The sequence below is a fragment of the Mesorhizobium sp. B2-5-3 genome (assembly GCF_006441005.1).
Classification (GTDB): domain Bacteria; phylum Pseudomonadota; class Alphaproteobacteria; order Rhizobiales; family Rhizobiaceae; genus Mesorhizobium.
Map to the genome: position 1 here is coordinate 417,501 of NZ_VFUS01000002.1, position 17,685 is coordinate 435,185.

At 64.0% G+C, this 17,685-nt stretch carries 13 protein-coding genes (1 of these 13 cut by a window edge); 3 read left to right on the forward strand and 10 right to left on the reverse strand.

Annotation, left to right across the window (positions count from 1 at the left end):
• Positions 1–1,639, forward strand: partial view of a M23 family metallopeptidase gene (locus tag FJ867_RS06665; RefSeq protein WP_181168324.1) — the 3' portion only. 332 nt of this gene lie to the left of the window's left edge; 1,639 of the gene's 1,971 nt are visible here — the last part of the coding sequence; its start codon lies off the left edge, out of view; the stop codon is at positions 1,637–1,639.
• A gap of 17 nt (positions 1,640–1,656) precedes the next feature.
• Here the strand turns inward: FJ867_RS06665 and FJ867_RS06670 are convergent, their stop codons facing one another.
• Positions 1,657–3,210: an MFS transporter gene (locus FJ867_RS06670; RefSeq protein ID WP_140500947.1), complete on the reverse strand. Its 1,554-nt coding sequence runs from the start codon at positions 3,208–3,210 to the stop codon at positions 1,657–1,659.
• Between the two features lie 182 nt (positions 3,211–3,392).
• On the opposite strand from FJ867_RS06670, the gene FJ867_RS06675 reads away from it, so the two are divergent.
• Positions 3,393–4,025: a TMEM175 family protein gene (locus FJ867_RS06675; protein ID WP_140625592.1), complete on the forward strand. Its 633-nt coding sequence runs from the start codon at positions 3,393–3,395 to the stop codon at positions 4,023–4,025.
• A gap of 113 nt (positions 4,026–4,138) precedes the next feature.
• Here the strand turns inward: FJ867_RS06675 and FJ867_RS06680 are convergent, their stop codons facing one another.
• From FJ867_RS06680 to FJ867_RS06720, 9 genes are all read right to left on the reverse strand, one after another.
• Positions 4,139–5,629 (reverse strand): L,D-transpeptidase family protein, encoded by a 1,491-nt coding sequence (locus FJ867_RS06680; RefSeq protein WP_140558176.1) that lies wholly within the window; start codon positions 5,627–5,629, stop codon positions 4,139–4,141.
• Positions 5,630–5,885: 256 nt separating this feature from the next.
• On the reverse strand, positions 5,886–6,245 hold the full coding sequence (locus FJ867_RS06685; RefSeq protein WP_140565948.1) for an MmcQ/YjbR family DNA-binding protein: 360 nt from the start codon (positions 6,243–6,245) through the stop codon (positions 5,886–5,888).
• Positions 6,246–6,306: 61 nt separating this feature from the next.
• Complete coding sequence (gene clpB / locus FJ867_RS06690; RefSeq protein ID WP_140816834.1) at positions 6,307–8,913, reverse strand: ATP-dependent chaperone ClpB; 2,607 nt, start codon at positions 8,911–8,913, stop codon at positions 6,307–6,309.
• A 219-nt stretch (positions 8,914–9,132) separates the two neighbouring features.
• Positions 9,133–10,074 carry a DUF4167 domain-containing protein gene (locus FJ867_RS06695; protein WP_140500936.1) on the reverse strand — a complete coding sequence of 314 codons (942 nt, stop codon included), beginning with the start codon at positions 10,072–10,074 and terminating at the stop codon, positions 9,133–9,135.
• 304 nt (positions 10,075–10,378) lie between these two features.
• Positions 10,379–11,251, reverse strand: a complete 873-nt coding sequence (prmC, locus tag FJ867_RS06700) for a peptide chain release factor N(5)-glutamine methyltransferase (RefSeq protein WP_140816836.1) — start codon at positions 11,249–11,251, stop codon at positions 10,379–10,381.
• Positions 11,244–12,323, reverse strand: coding sequence for a peptide chain release factor 1 (gene prfA, locus FJ867_RS06705; protein WP_140558173.1), 1,080 nt, complete (start codon positions 12,321–12,323; stop codon positions 11,244–11,246). Before prfA ends, prmC begins: the two co-directional genes overlap by 8 nt.
• A 10-nt stretch (positions 12,324–12,333) precedes the next feature.
• On the reverse strand, positions 12,334–14,604 hold the full coding sequence (gene ptsP / locus FJ867_RS06710; protein ID WP_140513837.1) for a phosphoenolpyruvate--protein phosphotransferase: 2,271 nt from the start codon (positions 14,602–14,604) through the stop codon (positions 12,334–12,336).
• Positions 14,605–14,684: 80 nt separating this feature from the next.
• Positions 14,685–15,938: an aspartate kinase gene (locus FJ867_RS06715; protein WP_140640348.1), complete on the reverse strand. Its 1,254-nt coding sequence runs from the start codon at positions 15,936–15,938 to the stop codon at positions 14,685–14,687.
• Between the two features lie 208 nt (positions 15,939–16,146).
• Positions 16,147–16,719: a putative glycolipid-binding domain-containing protein gene (locus FJ867_RS06720; protein WP_140816837.1), complete on the reverse strand. Its 573-nt coding sequence runs from the start codon at positions 16,717–16,719 to the stop codon at positions 16,147–16,149.
• A gap of 213 nt (positions 16,720–16,932) precedes the next feature.
• On the opposite strand from FJ867_RS06720, the gene ubiG reads away from it, so the two are divergent.
• On the forward strand, positions 16,933–17,682 hold the full coding sequence (gene ubiG, locus FJ867_RS06725; RefSeq protein ID WP_140558167.1) for a bifunctional 2-polyprenyl-6-hydroxyphenol methylase/3-demethylubiquinol 3-O-methyltransferase UbiG: 750 nt from the start codon (positions 16,933–16,935) through the stop codon (positions 17,680–17,682).
• Positions 17,683–17,685 lie beyond the last annotated feature (3 nt).

Here is a 17,685-nt window from a genome sequence, read left to right on the forward strand (position 1 = left end):
CACCAAGGTCGGCGACCGCGATGTCATCCACACCATGCCTTTCGTGCAGATCAAGATGGCATTGGCGGCTGGCCATACCACCAACCGGCCCTACCCGCCCTTCGATCCGATGCAGGTGTTCGGCGACGACGGTGACGATGCATCGGCGCAACCGGCGACGGCCGCCGCTGCGCCGGGCCAGATCTACGGCACCAAGGTCGAAAGCGAAATGAGCCTGAAGACCGTCGACTTCCCCATTGAAACGGCTTCCTTCGATGAAAAGAGCGACCTTTCCGCCGATGAGGTGGAAAAGGTAGTGCGCGAGGCCGGCACCGATCTCAGCGACGGCGCCGTCCAGGTCGCTTCGCTCCACTATGTCGACCCGCAGCGATTTGGCGAGGCGTTTGCCGAGAGCATGGCCGGCTCCTACGACGTCAGGATCGTGCCGGAGAACGTTTCGGTCGCGCCACGTGCCAACGCCGATGACCAGGCACCGGCCTTCGCCGAGGAAATCATCCCTTTCACCAAGGACCTCGCCATCACGGAAGCCTTCGCAGATTCGGGCTATACGGGCGAGGACGCCGCCGGCATGGCCGAGGCGATCACCAAGCTCTTGAACGCCCCGGCGCTCAAGGCTGGAACCGTGCTGCGTGTTGGTCTCGAGGTCCATGGCGACGCCGCCAAGGTCGTGCGCACCAGCGTCTACGATCGGACCCAGCATATCGTCACCATAGCGCTCGACGATCGCGGCCAGTATGTGCCGGCGCAGGAACCGGAGCCCAATCCGGAGTTGCTGACGGCGTTCGATGATTCGTCGGCGCCAGTGGTGGTGCGCGGCAACCTGCCCAACGTCTATGACGGCATCTACCGCGCCGCCTATTCCTACGGCATGTCCAAGGCCATGACGCAGCGGCTCATCAAGCTGTTGGCTTCCGATGTCGACTTCCAGTCCCGCCTCAATCCGGCCGACCGTCTCGAAGTGCTGTTCTCGCAGCCCGACGGCGACGACCAGACCTCGGACAATTCCGAACTGCTTTACGTCTCGGCGACCTTCGGCGGGCAGACGCGCAATTTCTACCGCTTCCAGATGCAGGACGGCAGCACGGATTATTTCGACGAGGACGGCTCGAGCGCCCAGCAGTTCCTGCTGCGCAATCCGTTGCCGGCCGGAAAGTTCCGCTCCGGCTTTGGCGCGCGCAGGCACCCGATCCTCGGCTATGTCCGCATGCATACCGGCGTCGACTGGGCAGCCCCCATCGGCACGCCGATCATCGCCGCGGGCAATGGCGTCATCGAGAAGGTCGGCTGGGCCGGCGGCTATGGCAAGCAGATCATCATTCGCCATGCCAACGGCTATGAGACCTCCTACAATCACCAGAGCGCTTTTGCCAAAGGCATCGAACCGGGCGTTCACGTCCGCCAAGGCCAGACCATCGGCTATCTCGGCCAGACCGGCCTCGCCACCGGCCCGCATCTTCACTACGAGCTGATCGTCAATGGCACCAAGGTCGATCCGATGCGCGTCCGCCTGCCCGTCGGCAAGGTGTTGAAGGGCGAGGACCTTGTCGCCTTCAAGCGTGAACGCGAGCGCATCGACGACCTGCTGAAGCAGGAAGACAGTGATTCGCTGAAGGTCGCGAGCGCCAAGATCGAAGGATAGTTCCTTCGATCCACCCGTCAGTCGCGAGGGTTTTCGGCGGGCCGGCGCCATGGCAATGATTCGCCTGAAATCGTCATCCAGGCGATGACAGCCGAAAGCAGGCAAAGCAGCGCCGTTACAAAGGAAACAGCCGAGAATGCGGCGTCGCTGGCGGCAAGCCGTGCGGCGTCGACAGCCGGGGCCAGTCCGGTCGTCGCCGGTTCACCGAACCCCGGCACGCCGGGCAAGGCGCTGCCATCCAGGGCCTTCGCGTAGACCCAGGCGGCAAGCGACCCCATAGCCGCAACCGCAATCAGGCCGCCTATGCGCGAGACGGCATTGTTGATACCGGAGGCCGCGCCCGTATCCTTGTCTTCCACCGCCGTCATGATCGCGGTCGACAGCGGCGACACCACCAGCGCCATGCCGAACCCCATCAGCGCCATCAGCGGAAATGTTCCGGTCCAGAAATTGTGGATACCGGCATGCGTCAACAAGCCAAGCCCGGCGAAGGCGAAGGCAACCACCAGACTGCCGCTGGCGATCGGAAAACGCGGTCCGATCCGGTCGGACCACTGGCCGACAGGCCCAGACAGCAGTGCGATCAATGCAGACAGCGGCAGGAAGATGAAGCCGACCTCGGCCGTGCTCAGCCCCCAGCCGGCGATCAAAAGCATGGGCAGGTAGAAAAGATTGGCCGACAGCGCGAAATAGAGAAAGAAGGTCGCGAGATTGGCGCCGGCGAAGGCGCCGATGCGAAACAGATTGAGATCGATCATCGGCTCGCGCTGCCGGCGCTCGTAGAAAATGAAGACAAAAAGCAGGACCACGCCGGCAACGATTGCCGAACCCGACATGAATCCGGCAGCCTCCGCGTTCATCGCCGTCAGCCCGTAGGCCAGCAACCCGAAGGCCAGTGTCGCCAGCGCCGCGCCGCCAAGATCGAGGCTGCGCTTTTCGGTCGGCCGATCCGCCGGGATCTTGGCGAGCAGCAGGTAGATCGAAACCAGCCCAAGCGGCAGGTTGATGGCAAATATCGCACGCCAGATTCCATTGCCAAGGGTCGACAACACGAAACCGCCCAGCACCGGACCGAGTGCCGTGGTCAGCGCCGAAGCGGCGGCCCAGATGCCGATTGCGCGGCCGCGCTCCTTTTTAGGATAGGCCTTGGCGATGATGGCAAGGCTTCCCGGCACCATGATCGCAGCGCCGACGCCCTGGATTGCACGAAACGCGATCAGCACCGCCGGATTGGGCGCCAGCGCGCAGGCCAATGAAGCGGCGATGAACAGCGCGATGCCGGCGACGAAGGCGCGGCGCAGGCCGAAGCGGTCGCCCGCAGCACCGCCGGCAAGGATGAGCGCCGAAAGCGTCAGCCCATAGGCATTGGATATCCACTGCGCTTGCGCCAGGCTGGCGCCGAGATCGACGCGGATTGCCGGCGTGGCGATGGCAAGGATCGAACCGTCGATGAAACCAAGCGCTGAAGCCAGGATCGCGGCGATCAGCACATAGCGCCGCTGCGACTGCGGGCAGAACGTACCGTTGGCGGTCGGCGGCGGGACGGCAGCGGCTTTGCTCGGTGAATGCATGCAACCTGCATAAACCCGCGGCGCGCCTGCAACAACCAGCCAGCGGTCCCGGTCGTTGAAACCAGCTGCGCAGCCACCTGGCCGCATTGGCAGGTGCCGGCCCACGCAGGTGCAAACAAGCGCCGGCATGCTAAGCTTTCACGCGGCATCGGACGGAGCCGATCAGACAGGGGAGAAAATCGATGAAGCGACCGCTCGAACCATCCCAGTCCGGGCTCCACCGCGTTGTTGGCCTGACCGACGGCGTCTTCGCCATCGCGCTGACCCTGATCGTTCTGGAGATTCGTGTACCGACGCACGAGGCGATCCATTCCGAAGGCGATCTCCTCGACGCCGTCCTGGCGTTGGCGCCGCGCTTCCTGACCTATGCGCTTTCCTTCCTGACGCTGACCATCTTCTGGTTCGGCCAGCAGGCGCAGCATGGGTTGATCACCAGATCCGACAGGCGGCTGGCAACGCTCAATTTGTGCTTTCTCGCCTTTATCGCCCTGCTGCCGTTCTCGACCGATCTTCTGGCCGACTTCCTCGAATTCAGAACCGCGGTCGCCGTCTATTGGCTCAATCTGCTGATGCTCGGCGTCACCCTGATCGCCAGCTGGCGCTATGCGGAGAAAAATGGCCTTCTGGCGGATGATGTCGACGTCGAAACGAAACGCACGGTCTACCTGCGCATCGTCAAGGCGCAGCTTCTGTGGGCGGTCGGCGCCCTGCTCTGTCTGGTCACCCCGCTGCTCAGCGTCGGCTTCATTCTCATGGTGCAGCTGATTTATGCCGCGACACCGAGCGCGAAATGGTTGCGCAGGATGATCGGGTAGAGCAATTCCAGGAAAAACGTGGCGGTTTCCCGGGAAAAGCGCGCAGCGCTGGAGCGGCTCGGAAGTCCATCGAACACTGAACCGCTCTAACCAGCGACGAACGCCGCATCGTCTCAGTCGACGAATTCCACCGTCACGCCGGGCGAAACCAGCTTGGCCAGCTCGCGGGCATCCCAATTGGTTAGTCGCACGCAACCATGGCTTTCGGTCTTGCCGATCTTCGAGGGATCCGGCGTGCCATGGATGCCGTAGGTCGGCTTGTCCAACGCGATCCACACCGAGCCGACAGGGCCATTCGGGCCGGGCGGAATGGTCAGGACCTTATTGTTCTCGCCCTGTTTGAAATTGATGTTGGGGTTGTAAGTGTAGTTCGGATCGAGCGCGACACGGGACACGGCATGAATGCCGGACGGCGACGGCGTGTCGGACGAGCCGATGGTGGCGGGATAGGCCGCGACCAGCTTGCCCGCCGTATCATAGGCAAAGACCTCTTTCTTGCCCTTGTCGGCGACGATACGAGCCACCGGCGACGACACCAGTCTGCCGAAATTGGCAACCTTGATGATCGTTCCGGGACGGTTGAAATTGGCCTCCGGGTTGAGCGCCTTGAGATAGTTCTCGTCCATGTGGAAGCGCTCGGCAAGCGCTTCCGTGACCGACGTATAGCCCATGCGGTCGAGCTGCGCCTTCTGGCTGTAATCTTCCGGGATCGACGCAACATAGGGACCGGCCGCATCCTCCGGCGTGATCGTGTAGTTGGCCAAGGCATCGCCGCCCGATTGTGCAAGGGCCGCCTGGATGCCGACGGCGTCGGTCGATCGCAGATTGCTGCCGGTGATCTGGTTGTAGGCAGCCAGCGCCTTGTCGACATTCGAACCGAAGCGCCCGTCGATGACGCCAGGCGAAGCGCCGCCGCGATCAAGCAGCACCTGCAGAGCCGCGACATCCTGGCGTGCTCCGAGCGAAAGCGACGGGTCGACCACAGTCTTGCCGCCTGCTTTCGGCGGTAATCCCGCTTCGTCTGCAGGCGCCGGCTGCGCGGCGGGAGCCGTGGGCTGGACCGGCTCTATCGAGGCCTCGTTCAGCGGCTGGCGCTTGACGGAGGGCGGCGTTGCCGGCTGGGGCGCTTCCGGATAGTTGTCGTCGTAGACGCCGTCGCCGCCGGGGGCCGGCGGGTAGGCCTCGACGGAATTGTCGCCATAGGGATCATATTCCTGGACGGGCGGCGCGATGACCCGGCCTTCGTCTTCCATCTGCCTGCGGCGGAAGCGTGCCATGTCTTCCGGATCGTCGAGATAGTAGCGGTCGTCGTCGGCGGGAACGCGGCCGAGTTCGCGCAGCCGTGTCTCGCGGCGCAGCGCGCGTCGGTCGAGCCTGGTCTGCGGCGGTTGGATGGCGACGACCTTGCCCGTGTCCGCATCGACGATGACGCGGTTGCCCCTGGCGTCGTAATAGATGTCGAGATTGCCGTCCTGGGCCAGCAGGATGCCGCCGTCAGCGGGGCGGACGACCCGCGGCGAAGCGTCCTCAGTCGGCGCGGCGAACGCGCTTGAAAACGCCAGTCCGGCCGCAAGTGCCGAAAGGGTGAAGATCGTCCGCAACATGGTGGGCAAACTCTCCGGTCCGTAATTGCCGTCGCAGGCGGCTTTCGCGCGTAGCGAATCCTTCGCCAGCGAACCACCGCCCGACCATAAGGTTCCAATATGAACCGGGCATGAAGATGGCGGTTTTCCGGCGCCTCGACGAATATCAGCTAAATGCATATCGTCCAAAAGCGGCCCGGTTTGGGGCGAACGACATGCATAGAACCAAGAGCTAAAGCGCGTCGCCTGAATCCGTCGAACGTGACGCGCTTTAGCCTCAGGCAAGTCCCAGTTCCCTTCGCGCCTGCTTCGTCAACTTCAGGGCGACAAGACGATGGCTCTCGCGCAGGTAGTCCTTCAGCGCGCCATCATCCATGCTCTTGCTTGTCTGGCGCTGGATCCATTTCATGCCGCGCGAGGCAAGATAGGGTGCGGGCCGCAAGCCCGGCTGCTCCTTCAGCACATCATAGGCAATGTCGGAACATTTGAAGGTGATGAAAGGGTCGCGGCCCTCGCTCCAGCCGCCGATCGCAAAGACCTTGGCGCCGACCTTCCAGACATGGGCGCCGCCCCACTGGACGACATGCGATGTGGCGGGCAGCGAGGCGCAGAAGCCGTTATAGTCGTCCAGCGTCATGCGTGCTCCTGCCGAAAGACGCGAAAAGGCCGCGCGCCCGTCCTGGGCGCGCGGCGTTCAATCATGCTGCCGCTTCGGTCGCGACGACCGTCGGCTTCGAACGGAAATTCAGCCGGTCGGAGCCGGCGGTCACCTTGACGGTCGAGCCGTGGAGAATCTCGCCGAGCAGGATCTTCTCAGCCAGCGGATCCTGCAAGTCTTTCTGCATCACCCGCTTTAACGGCCGCGCGCCATAGGCAGGGTCGTAACCCTTGGATGCCAGCCAGTCGATCGCCTCCTGGTCCAGCGACAGCGTGATCTTGCGGTCGACCAGCAGGTTTTCCAGCCGCTTGAGCTGGATTTCGACGATGCGGCCCATATCCTGCCGGCGCAGCCGATGGAACAGGATCACCTCGTCGACGCGGTTGAGGAACTCCGGCCGGAACGACGCCTTGACGACGTTCATCACTTCGTCGCGAACCTGGTCGACATCCTGGTCCTCGCCGAGATTGACCAGGTATTCGGCGCCGAGGTTCGACGTCATGATGATCAGCGTGTTGCGGAAGTCGACCGTGCGGCCCTGCCCATCGGTGAGCCGGCCGTCGTCGAGCACCTGCAGGAGCACGTTGAACACGTCGGGATGCGCTTTCTCGATCTCGTCGAACAGCACGACCTGATAGGGCCGGCGCCGCACCGCTTCGGTCAGCGCGCCGCCTTCCTCATAACCGACATAGCCGGGAGGCGCGCCGATCAATCGGGCAACCGAATGCTTCTCCATGAACTCCGACATGTCGATGCGCACCATCGCGCTCTCGTCGTCGAACAGGAAGTTCGCCAGCGCCTTGGTCAGTTCGGTCTTGCCAACGCCGGTCGGGCCGAGGAACATGAACGAGCCGATCGGCCGGTTCGGATCCTGCAGGCCGGCGCGAGCGCGCCGCACTGCCTTGGAAACCGCTTGCACCGCCTCGCCCTGGCCGACGACGCGCTTGCCGATCTCGTCTTCCATGCGCAACAGCTTGTCGCGCTCGCCTTCCAGCATCTTGTCGACCGGAATTCCGGTCCAGCGCGAGACGATGTGGGCGACATGATCGGGCGTGACCACTTCCTCGACCATGCCAGCCTTGCCGTCCTGGGCCTCGGCTTCCTTCAGCTTCTTTTCCAGTTCCGGGATCTTGCCATAGGCAAGCTCGCCGGCGCGCTGGAACTCGCCCTTGCGCTGGGCGATGGCCAGTTCGTTGCGCGCCTCGTCAAGTTGCTTCTTGAGATCGGCGGCGAGCCCGAGCTTCTGCTTCTCTGCCTGCCATTTCGAGGTCATCTCGGTCGATTCCTCCTCAAGGCTAGCGAGGTCCTTCTCGAGCCGGGCAAGCCTGTCCTTCGAAGCCTCGTCCTTCTCGACCTTCAGCGCTTCACGCTCGATCTTGAGCTGCATGATGCGGCGGTCGATCTCGTCCAGCGCTTCGGGCTTGGAATCGACCTGCATGCGAAGCCTCGAAGCGGCTTCGTCGACGAGGTCGATCGCCTTGTCCGGCAGGAACCGGTCGGCGATGTAGCGGTTGGACAGCGTCGCCGCCGCGACCAGCGCCGAATCGGAAATGCGCACCTTGTGGTGCTGTTCGTATTTCTCCTTCAGGCCGCGCAGGATGGAGACCGTGTCCTCCACCGTCGGCTCCTCGACGAAGACCGGCTGGAAGCGGCGGGCGAGTGCGGCATCCTTCTCCACATGCTTGCGGTATTCGTCGAGCGTGGTGGCGCCGACGCAGTGCAGTTCGCCGCGCGCCAGCGCCGGCTTCAGAAGGTTGGACGCATCCATGGCGCCGTCCGCCTTGCCGGCGCCGACCAGGGTGTGCATCTCGTCGATGAACAGGATGATCCCGCCGGCAGCGGCAGTGACCTCGGAAAGCACGGCCTTCAGCCGCTCCTCGAACTCACCGCGATATTTGGCGCCGGCGATCAGCGCGCCCATGTCGAGCGCCATCAGCTGCTTGTCCTTCAGCGATTCCGGCACGTCGCCATTGACGATACGCAGCGCCAGGCCTTCTGCAATCGCCGTCTTGCCGACGCCCGGCTCGCCGATCAGCACCGGATTGTTCTTGGTGCGGCGCGACAGCACCTGGATGGTGCGGCGGATCTCGTCGTCGCGGCCGATGACCGGATCGAGCTTGCCGGCGCGGGCATCGGCGGTGAGATCGCGCGCGTATTTCTTCAGCGCGTCATAGCCCTGTTCGGCATTCGCCGAATCGGCGGTGCGGCCCTTGCGGACATCGTTGATCACCTGGTTGAGCGCCTGCGCGGTAACGCCGGCCTTGGCCAGTATGTCTGATGTCTTGGCCGATTTCTCGACTGCAAGCGCCGTCAGCAGCCTTTCGACCGTGACGAAGCTGTCGCCGGCCTTCTTGGCCAGTTCCTCGGCCGTCGAAAACACCTTGGCCAACGGCTGTGCCAGATAGAGCTGGCCGTTGCCGCCCTCCACCTTGGGCATCGCTTCGAGTGCCGTCTCGATGCCGAGCTTGACGTCGCGGACGCTGCCGCCGGCGCGCTCGATGAGCGACGCAGCCAGACCCTCGTCGTCATCGACGAGCACTTTCAGGATATGTTCGGGGGTGAATTGCTGGTGGTTGCGCGAGAGCGCCATGGTTTGCGCGGATTGGATGAAGCCGCGCACGCGCTCCGAGTATTTCTCGAGATTCATACCTGTCTCCTTCCATCACCGGCCCGCTTTGCGGCACCGGATCAGTTTGCGGTGACGGACCCGCCCGTGAGAGCCGGATCCAGTTGAGGCTGATATGGTGCGCAACCCGCGAACCCTCAAGACGTCTCGATGGCTGCGAAAGCATAATATTCCACGGCCGCGCAAAACGAAAACGGCGGAGATTTCTCTCCGCCGTTCAATGCATGGAAGCGTCGCCGCTCAGTTGTCGATGTCGGCGACCGCGGTGTCGGCGTTGCCATTGTCCGTCGGCGCCGCGACCACCTCGCCAGCGTCGGCATTGTCGTTGCCGCTGGTGATCTGGTCGGCATTGCCGCGCGGGCGGCGCGGACGCCTCGGACGACGGCTGGGACTAGTCTCCGCGGCCGTCTCATTGAGTTCGGCCTGGGCTGCGAGCCCGGCCGGCGACAGGTTCTCGAACAGCGGCGCCGCCTGCTCGACCGGCGCGGCGGATTCGGCTGGCGTGACGGCCTCGGCCTGTTCGGCCGTCTCGTTGCGCTGCTGCTGGGCACCCTGCTCGGCGGACGAACCATAATCGCCGCGCTGGCTGTTCTGGCCATAGCCGCCATTGGGGCGGCGGTCGCGATGGCGTCCGCCATTGTTGTCGCGGCCGCCACTGTTGCGCCCGCCATTATTATCACGATCGCGATTATCACGATCGCGGCCGTTTTCCCGGTTCAGCGCGACTTCGGCCGGCATGCCTTCGATAACCGGCTGCGGACCCGCGCCGTGGTTGATCACCGGAACCGGCGCATCCGCAACGTTGTTGCCGGCGTTGCCGACATTGTCGAACTCGTCGCGATCCTCATCGCCATCATCGTCGAATTCGTCGCGATTCTGCTGGACGTTCTGGATCGGCATCTGCGCCTGCGCGGCGGCAATGATGCGATTATAGTGCTCGGCGTGCTGGAGATAGTTCTCCGCCATCACCCGGTCGCCGGAGCTTTGCGCATCACGGGCAAGGGTGGCGTACTTTTCAGCGATCTGCTGAGCAGACCCACGGATCTTCACGTCCGGGCCGTTGCTCTCGTAGTTGCGCGTCAGGGGATTTGGCCCCTTGCGGTTGTTGTTATTGTTGTTGTTGCCGCCGCCGCCATTGTTGTTGCGACCGCGCATGCGCCTGTTCTGCTGTTGTGGCCTCATTCGACTCTCTTCATATTGAAATTTTCGAAAACTCTTCACGAACGGTGGCGCTCATGCAGCCAGCCGTTTCGTTTCTTCACCGGCGTTCGCCCGCATCAATTGCGTTGGCGCCACGTGCCATCCTGTTCCGGTTACATCACTTGCCGGACGATTCCCGCACGAAGCTTGGGCGTCGTTTGCGCAAGAAGGCAGCTATTTCCAAGGAAAACCGAATCGCTAAGAGCACTGCCTGCTTCGTCTCATCCGGTTAACGCGACCCTAGCCGCATTCCCCGGCATTGCCAAGCGGTTTTTTTCGCACTGCGTCAAGGCTTTCCCCGTTGAAAGACAAGAACCCTGTCGTTTCCGCCGAGGTCGCCGAACGCACCAGCGACCGCATAGCCGGACGAGCGAAATATAGCGGTGACCTCGATGTGCTGTGTGTAGCCGATCTCGACCGCAATCCTGCTTCCGGCTTCTAGAAACTTAGCCGCCTCAGCGGCGATGACCCTGTAAGGGGCCAACCCATCCGCGCCGCCATCCAGGGCCAGGCGCGGGTCGAAATCCCGGACTTCATCCTGCAGATTTCCGATGTCCTCCGATCGTATATAGGGAGGGTTTGCGACAATTACATGGTATCGACCAGAAACTTTTTCAAACCAGTCGGACAGCAGCGCCGTGAACCGGTCGCCAAGCCCCAATTGCGCGGCATTGCGCGTTGCCGTCCTCAACGCCCCTTCCGAGAAGTCGACCCCGGTGGCAATCGCTGCCGGCACGGCGCTGAGCAGCGCCAGCGCGATGGCTCCGCTGCCGGTTCCCAGATCGAGGATGCGGCACTCGCCCTCGCGCATGACGGTTGCCCTGACAAAGGGCAGTATGGCCTCGACCAGCGTTTCGGTGTCGGGCCGCGGCTCCAGCGTTTCCGGCGACAGCGACAGCCGCAACCCGTAGAACTCCCGATAGCCCAGGATGCGGTGCACGGGCTCGCCGCCCGCGCGGCGCCTCAAGGCGCGGTCGATCTGGACAAGAGCGGCGGCATCGACCGCATGTTCGGGATCGGCAATGGCCTGCGTGCGAGTCGTACCTGAAAAGTGCTCCACGATCAGTCTTGCATCGAGCGCCGGATTATCGACCGCCGCCAAGCGCGCTCTCGCTTCCCGCAGCAGCGGCCTCAGCGCCTGGGGCAAAGGATCAGCCATCGAGGCCGATATCGGCGAGCAGCTTCGACTGGTGGTCGGCGATCAGCGCGTCGATGACTTCGTCGAGTTCGCCCATCATCACCCGGTCGAGCTTGTAGAGCGTCAGGTTGATGCGATGATCGGTGACGCGGCCTTGCGGAAAATTGTAGGTGCGGATGCGCTCTGAGCGGTCGCCGGAGCCGACCTGAGACTTGCGCGATTCCGAGCGCTCCTCGTCGGCCTTGCTGCGTTCCAGGTCGTAGAGCCGGGCCCGCAGGATCTGCATGGCCTTGGCCCGGTTCTGGTGCTGCGATTTCTCCGCCTGCACCACCATGATGCCGGTCGGCAAATGGGTGATGCGCACCGCCGAATCGGTGGTGTTGACGTGCTGGCCGCCCGAGCCCGACGCGCGCATCGTGTCGATGCGGATGTCTTCGGCCCGGATGTCGATGTCGACTTCCTCCGCCTCCGGCAGCACGGCCACCGTGGCCGCCGAGGTGTGAATGCGTCCGCTGGCCTCGGTCGCGGGCACGCGCTGCACCCGGTGGACGCCGGACTCGAATTTCAGATGCGCGAAAACCCCCTTGCCGGAAACCGTGGCGATGATTTCCTTATAGCCGCCGGCATCGCCCTCGCTGGCCGATACCGTCTCGAACCGCCAGCCACGCGAAGCGGCATAGCGCTCATACATGCGAAACAGGTCGCCGGCGAACAATGCTGCCTCGTCGCCGCCGGTGCCGGCGCGGATTTCCAGGATGGCGTTCTTGTCATCGGCCGCATCCCTGGGCAAGAGCAGGATCTGGATGTCCTTCTGCAACGCCTCAATGCGCTCATCGACGCCTGGCAGGTCGGCCTCGGCGAGCGCTCGCATCTCGGCATCGGTGCCCTTGTCGGCGAGCATCGCCTCGAGATCGGCCTGCTCCTGCTCGGCCGCACGCAAGGCTCTGACTTTGGCCACCATCTCCTGGAGCTCGGCATATTCCGATGCCATCTTCACATAGGCATCCGGCGCCGGGCCGGCCGACATCTGCGCTTCGAGCATCTCGAAACGCTTGACGACTTGATCCATGCGGTCGCGGGGAAGGGAGATCATTGTAAAGGTGCTATAACGGAATTGAGCGGTCGTCGGCAAAGGCCTGCAGCAGCGCCCGCATCGGCAGCCCCTGGACCGGCGCCATCAGATTGTCGTCAAAGAACGCTTTCAACGCCTCCAGCGGCAATTCGGTCAGCATCGCCTTGACCGGACCGATCGAAGCGGGCGACATCGAGATAGAACGGAAACCGAGGCCGACCAGCGCCATTGCCGAGATCGGTTTGCCGGCGAGTTCGCCGCAGAGTGTGACGGGCGTGTGGTTGCGGGCACCGGCATCGGCGATGGTCTTGAGCACCCGCAGGAACGGCGTCGACAACGTGTCGAAGCGATCGGAAAGCTGCGTGTTGCCGCGGTCGACCGCCATCACGAACTGGAACAGGTCGTTCGAGCCGACCGAGACGAAGTCGACCGCCTTCATCAACTCGTCAAGCTGGAACAGGAGGGACGGCACCTCCAACATTGCCCCGAGCTTGAGGCTGGTCGGCAAATGATGGGCAAAGCGCGACAGATGCCGCACCTCGCGGTCGATGATTTCGCGCGCCTGGGCGATCTCGCCGAGCTCGGTGACCATCGGCAGCATCAGCTTGAGCTCCCGCCCGCCGCAGGCTTTCAGCAGGGCGCGGATCTGGGTGCGCAGCAATCCCGGACGGTCCAGCGTCAGGCGGATCGCCCGCCAGCCGAGCGCCGGGTTCTCTTCCTGGATGGCGCCTTTGAAATAGGGCAGCACCTTGTCGCCGCCGATGTCGATGGTGCGGAAGGTCACCGGCTTGCCGCGCGCGGCATCGAGCACGTCGCGGTAGAGCCGCTCCTGCGCCTCGGCACGGGGAAAGGTCGAGGCGACCATGAACTGCAATTCGGTGCGGAACAGGCCGATCCCGGCGGCACCCGACTCGGCCAGTTGCGGCAGGTCGACGGCAAGCCCGGCATTCATCAAAAGGTCGACCGCAATGCCATCCTTGGTCACCGACGGCTTCTTGCGCAGTTCGCGGTAGACTTCCTGCCGGCGCGCCCGGAACCGCACCTTTTCGGCATAGGCGGCTTCGAGATCCGACTGCGGACGAAGATGAATCGCGCCTTCCTCACCGTCGACGATGATGGCATCGCCGTTTTCCGCCATGGAAACGGCGCCCTTCATCTGCCCGGCGACGGGAATGCCCATGGCGCGCGCGACGATGACGACGTGGCTGGTGGCGGCGCCATCCTCGAGCACCAGTCCGCGCAATTTGTCCCGGGGGTAGTCGAGCAGTTCGGCGGCGCCCATCGAGCGGGCGACAATGATGGCATCCTTCGGCAGCGAGGCCGCGACATCGTCAGGCCCGCGTCCCATCAGCTGGCGCAGAAGCCGGTTGGCGAGGTCGTCGAAATCGCTCATCCGCTCGCGCAGATAAGGATCGGTCATGTGCAGCATGCGCGCGCGCATGTCGCTCTGCACCTTTTCGACCGCAGCTTCCGCCGTCAGGCCGTTGCGGATCGCCTCTTCCAGCCGCCGGACCCAGCCGCGGTCGTTGGCGAACATGCGGTAGGCTTCCAGCACCTGGCGATGCTCGCCCTCGAAGGCGACGTCGCGGCGCTCGAGCATGTCGTCGATGGAAAGCCTGAGCGAGCCGAGCGATGCCTCGAGCCGGCGGACTTCCTCTTCGCTGTCCTCGTTGAACAGGTTGGTGACGACGATGCGCGGTTCGTGCAGCACGACATGGCCGAGCCCGACGCCCTCGTTGAACGACAGGCCGGTGAAGCTGACCGGGCGGCGCAGGTCGAGCTCGAGGCCGGGCCGCGTCAGCCGCGCCAGATCGCCGGTGGCGATCATCTCGGCGATGACCATGGCGGTGGTTTCCAGCGCCTCGACCTCGTCGTCGCGATAGTGGCGCATGGTCTTGTTCTGCACCACCAGCACGCCCAGCGTGCGCCCTGCCCTGAGCACCGGCACGCCGAGGAAGGAATTGTAGATCTCTTCCCCGGTTTCCGGCAGGTAGGCGAAGGCCGGATGTTCCTGCGCATTGGACAGGTTGAGCGGCCGCGCGCTGGCGGCAATCGTGCCGACCAGACCTTGCCCCAGCCTGAGCTGCGCCAGGTGCACCGCGTTCGGGTTCAGGCCTTCGGTGGCGTAGAGTTCGAGCACGGAATCGGCGCGCAGCACATAGAGCGAGCACACTTCGGCGACCATGTTGGAGGCGATGTCGCGCACGATGCGGTCGAGCCGCTCCTGCGGCTCCAGCGGCTCCTGCATGAGCTCGCGGAGCCGCTTCAGCAGAACGCGCGGGCCACTGGCCGGGTCACGCATCGCGGCTTCTTCTCCAATAGGCTTCCTGCCGGCGCAGTTTCGGCCGCCGCCGGCACGCACGCAACAACTGATTCAGTCTGCTACTGCTTATCCAGACCGTAGACGGAATGCAAAGTGCGAACCGCGAGTTCCGTGTAAGGACCGTCGATCAGTATCGAAATCTTGATCTCGGAGGTGGTGATGGCGCGGATGTTGATCGCCTTGTCGGCCAGCGCCTTGAAGGCGGTGGCGGCAACGCCGGCATGGCTTCTCATGCCGATGCCGATCACCGAGACCTTCGACATGCCGGCTTCCGACTGCACGACGTCGTAGCCGACATCGGCCTTCAGCCGGTCGAGCACGGCCAGCGCTTTGTCGACGTCTCCGGAGGGCACCGTGAAGGTCATGTCGGTAAGCTTGCCGTCCTCGGAAATGTTCTGGACGATCATGTCTACGTTGATGTTGGCCTCGGCCAGCGGCCCGAAGATGCCGGCGGCAACGCCCGGCCGGTCGCCGACACGGCGCAGCGAAATCTGCGCCTCGTCCTTGGCATAGGCAATTCCGGTGACGACCTGCTGTTCCACGATCTCTTCCTCGTCGCAAATAAGCGTTCCGGGCGGATTGAGCAAATCCCCCATTCCGGGCGCGTCGGGATCGTCGAAGGACGACCGCACGAAGGTACGCACCCTGTGCACCATGGCAAGCTCGACCGATCGCACCTGCAGAACCTTGGCGCCGAGTGAGGCCATTTCAAGCATTTCCTCGAACGATATCTTGGCCAGCCGCCGCGCCTTGGGCTCGATGCGCGGATCGGTGGTGTAGACGCCGTCGACGTCGGTATAGATGTCGCAGCGGTCGGCTTTGACGGCGGCCGCGATCGCCACCGCGCTGGTGTCGGAGCCGCCACGACCAAGCGTTGCGATGCGGTTGTCCGGTCCGATGCCCTGGAAACCTGCGATGACGGCCACCTGGCCCTCGCCGAAGCGCTTGACCAGGAAAGCGCCGTCGATGTCGAGGATGCGTGCCGCGCCATGCGCGTTGTCGGTCTTGATAGGGATCTGCCAGCCCTGCCAGGAGCGGGCGTGCACGCCCATGTTCTGCAAGGTGATCGCCAGGAGGCCTGCCGTCACCTGCTCGCCGGACGCAACCACGGCATCATATTCGCGCGCGTCGTGCATCGGCGAGGCCTCGCGCGTCCAGCCGACCAGTTCGTTGGTCTTGCCGGCCATCGCCGAGACCACCACCGCCACCTCGTGGCCGGCATCGACCTCCCGTTTGACGTGACGCGCCACATTGCGGATGCGGGCGATGTCGGCGACGGAGGTTCCGCCGAATTTCATCACGATGCGCGCCATGGAAGCGAAATGCCTTTGACTGAAGCCGGCTCTGCGCCGAAAAACCGAGGAAAGCGCCCGGCTGGCGCCGGCCGCTGAATGCGCGGCCTCCTTAGCCAAAACATCCAGGCTTCGCAAGCGACGGCTCATAAGAAGAGCGCCGCGCGGGCTGAACGGTAACTTCATTTTGCGCAGGGCCCAACCGGCAAGGCTCACACGGCGACGGGCGTCAGCCCAGGCGCACGATGCTTTTCCACAAATGTGGATAGTCGAGCACGAAGCCGAGTGGAGAGACCTCCAGAACCGCCTCATAGCCGAATGCCGGCGCGGCATAGGCGTAGCGGGCCGCGTCGAGGCGCCGATAGGTCTGCTCGAGCCGCATCATTCTGAGCTCGGGAAAGGCCAGATAGGCGGCCGGTGCCGGCGTCGCTTCGCCGACGGCGAGCGCGAACCGGCGGATCGCCAGGAGGTTCGAAGCCGGCGTGAAGCCGAGATCGACGTCTATCAGGCCGGCCACCTCCGGCTGCGGCTCGCCATTCAGCGCCCAGGAGCCGTCGGCGCGGCGTTCGATCCCCAGGGAAAGCTCTTGCGGGCCGAGAAAGCCCTCGACCCGTGCCGAGCGCGTGTGCCAGACGGCATCGCAATCCACCTCGTAGGCGATGCAACACGGCTTGTCGTCTTGCAGGAAGATGGCCTGCCCCTTCAGGCGGTGCCCGCCGGGCCGCTGCGAGAGCATGCAGGAATCGTGACCTTCAAGGTCGAGCCTGCGCCAAAGGATCGATGCGGTCTGAATCACGGCCATCTCCTTTTCTCAACACGATCTTCCCTTTTTCGCACGCCGCCGCTTTTTTGTTTCGGCCGAGGTGCTCCCTGAGCTGACACGTCCTGACAGGGCGCCGCCGGCAATAGAGGGCGCTTGTCGGCGGTGCCGGCCTCGCACTGTCAGCAGGCGAAAATGCAGCCTTGACTTTCCCTCCCCCACGCCCGACTTGCTAGCGTCCGAGGAGACCAATCGATGCCAGAGCCCCGACGATCGACGATCGATGCCGGAGAAGTGGAGCGCTTTTCCGCCCTTGCCGCCGAATGGTGGAACCCGAACGGCAAGTTCCGGCCGCTGCACAAGTTCAACCCCATCCGGCTTGCCTACATACGCGACCAGGTGGCAACGCGCTTCGGCCGCGATCCGCGCGCGGCACGGCCATTCGAGGGCCTGCGCTTTCTCGACATCGGTTGCGGCGGCGGCCTGCTGTGCGAGCCAATGGCGCGGCTTGGCGCCGAAGTGGTCGGCGCCGATGCTTCCGCCACCAATATCGAAGTGGCCAAATTGCACGCCGCCGAAGTTGGCGTGACGATCGACTACCGCGCCACCACGGCCGAGGACCTGGCCGACGCCGGCGAAAAATTCGACGTTATCCTCAATATGGAAGTGGTCGAGCATGTCGCCGACATCGACCTGTTCGTCGCCAAATGCGGCGAGATGGTCAAGCCCGGCGGCATCATGTTCGTGGCCACGATCAACCGCACGCTGAAGGCGCTAGGGCTGGCCATCATCGGCGCCGAATATGTGCTGCGCTGGCTGCCGCGCGGCACTCATCAGTTCGGCAAGCTGGTGCGCCCGGAAGAGCTGGAAAAGGCGCTCAGCGGCGCCGGCCTGACCGTCATCGACCGCACCGGCGTCGTCTACCACCCGCTTGCCGACCGCTGGCAGCGGTCGAAAGACATGGACGTCAACTACATGGTGCTGGCGGAAAAGGGCACGGTCTGAACC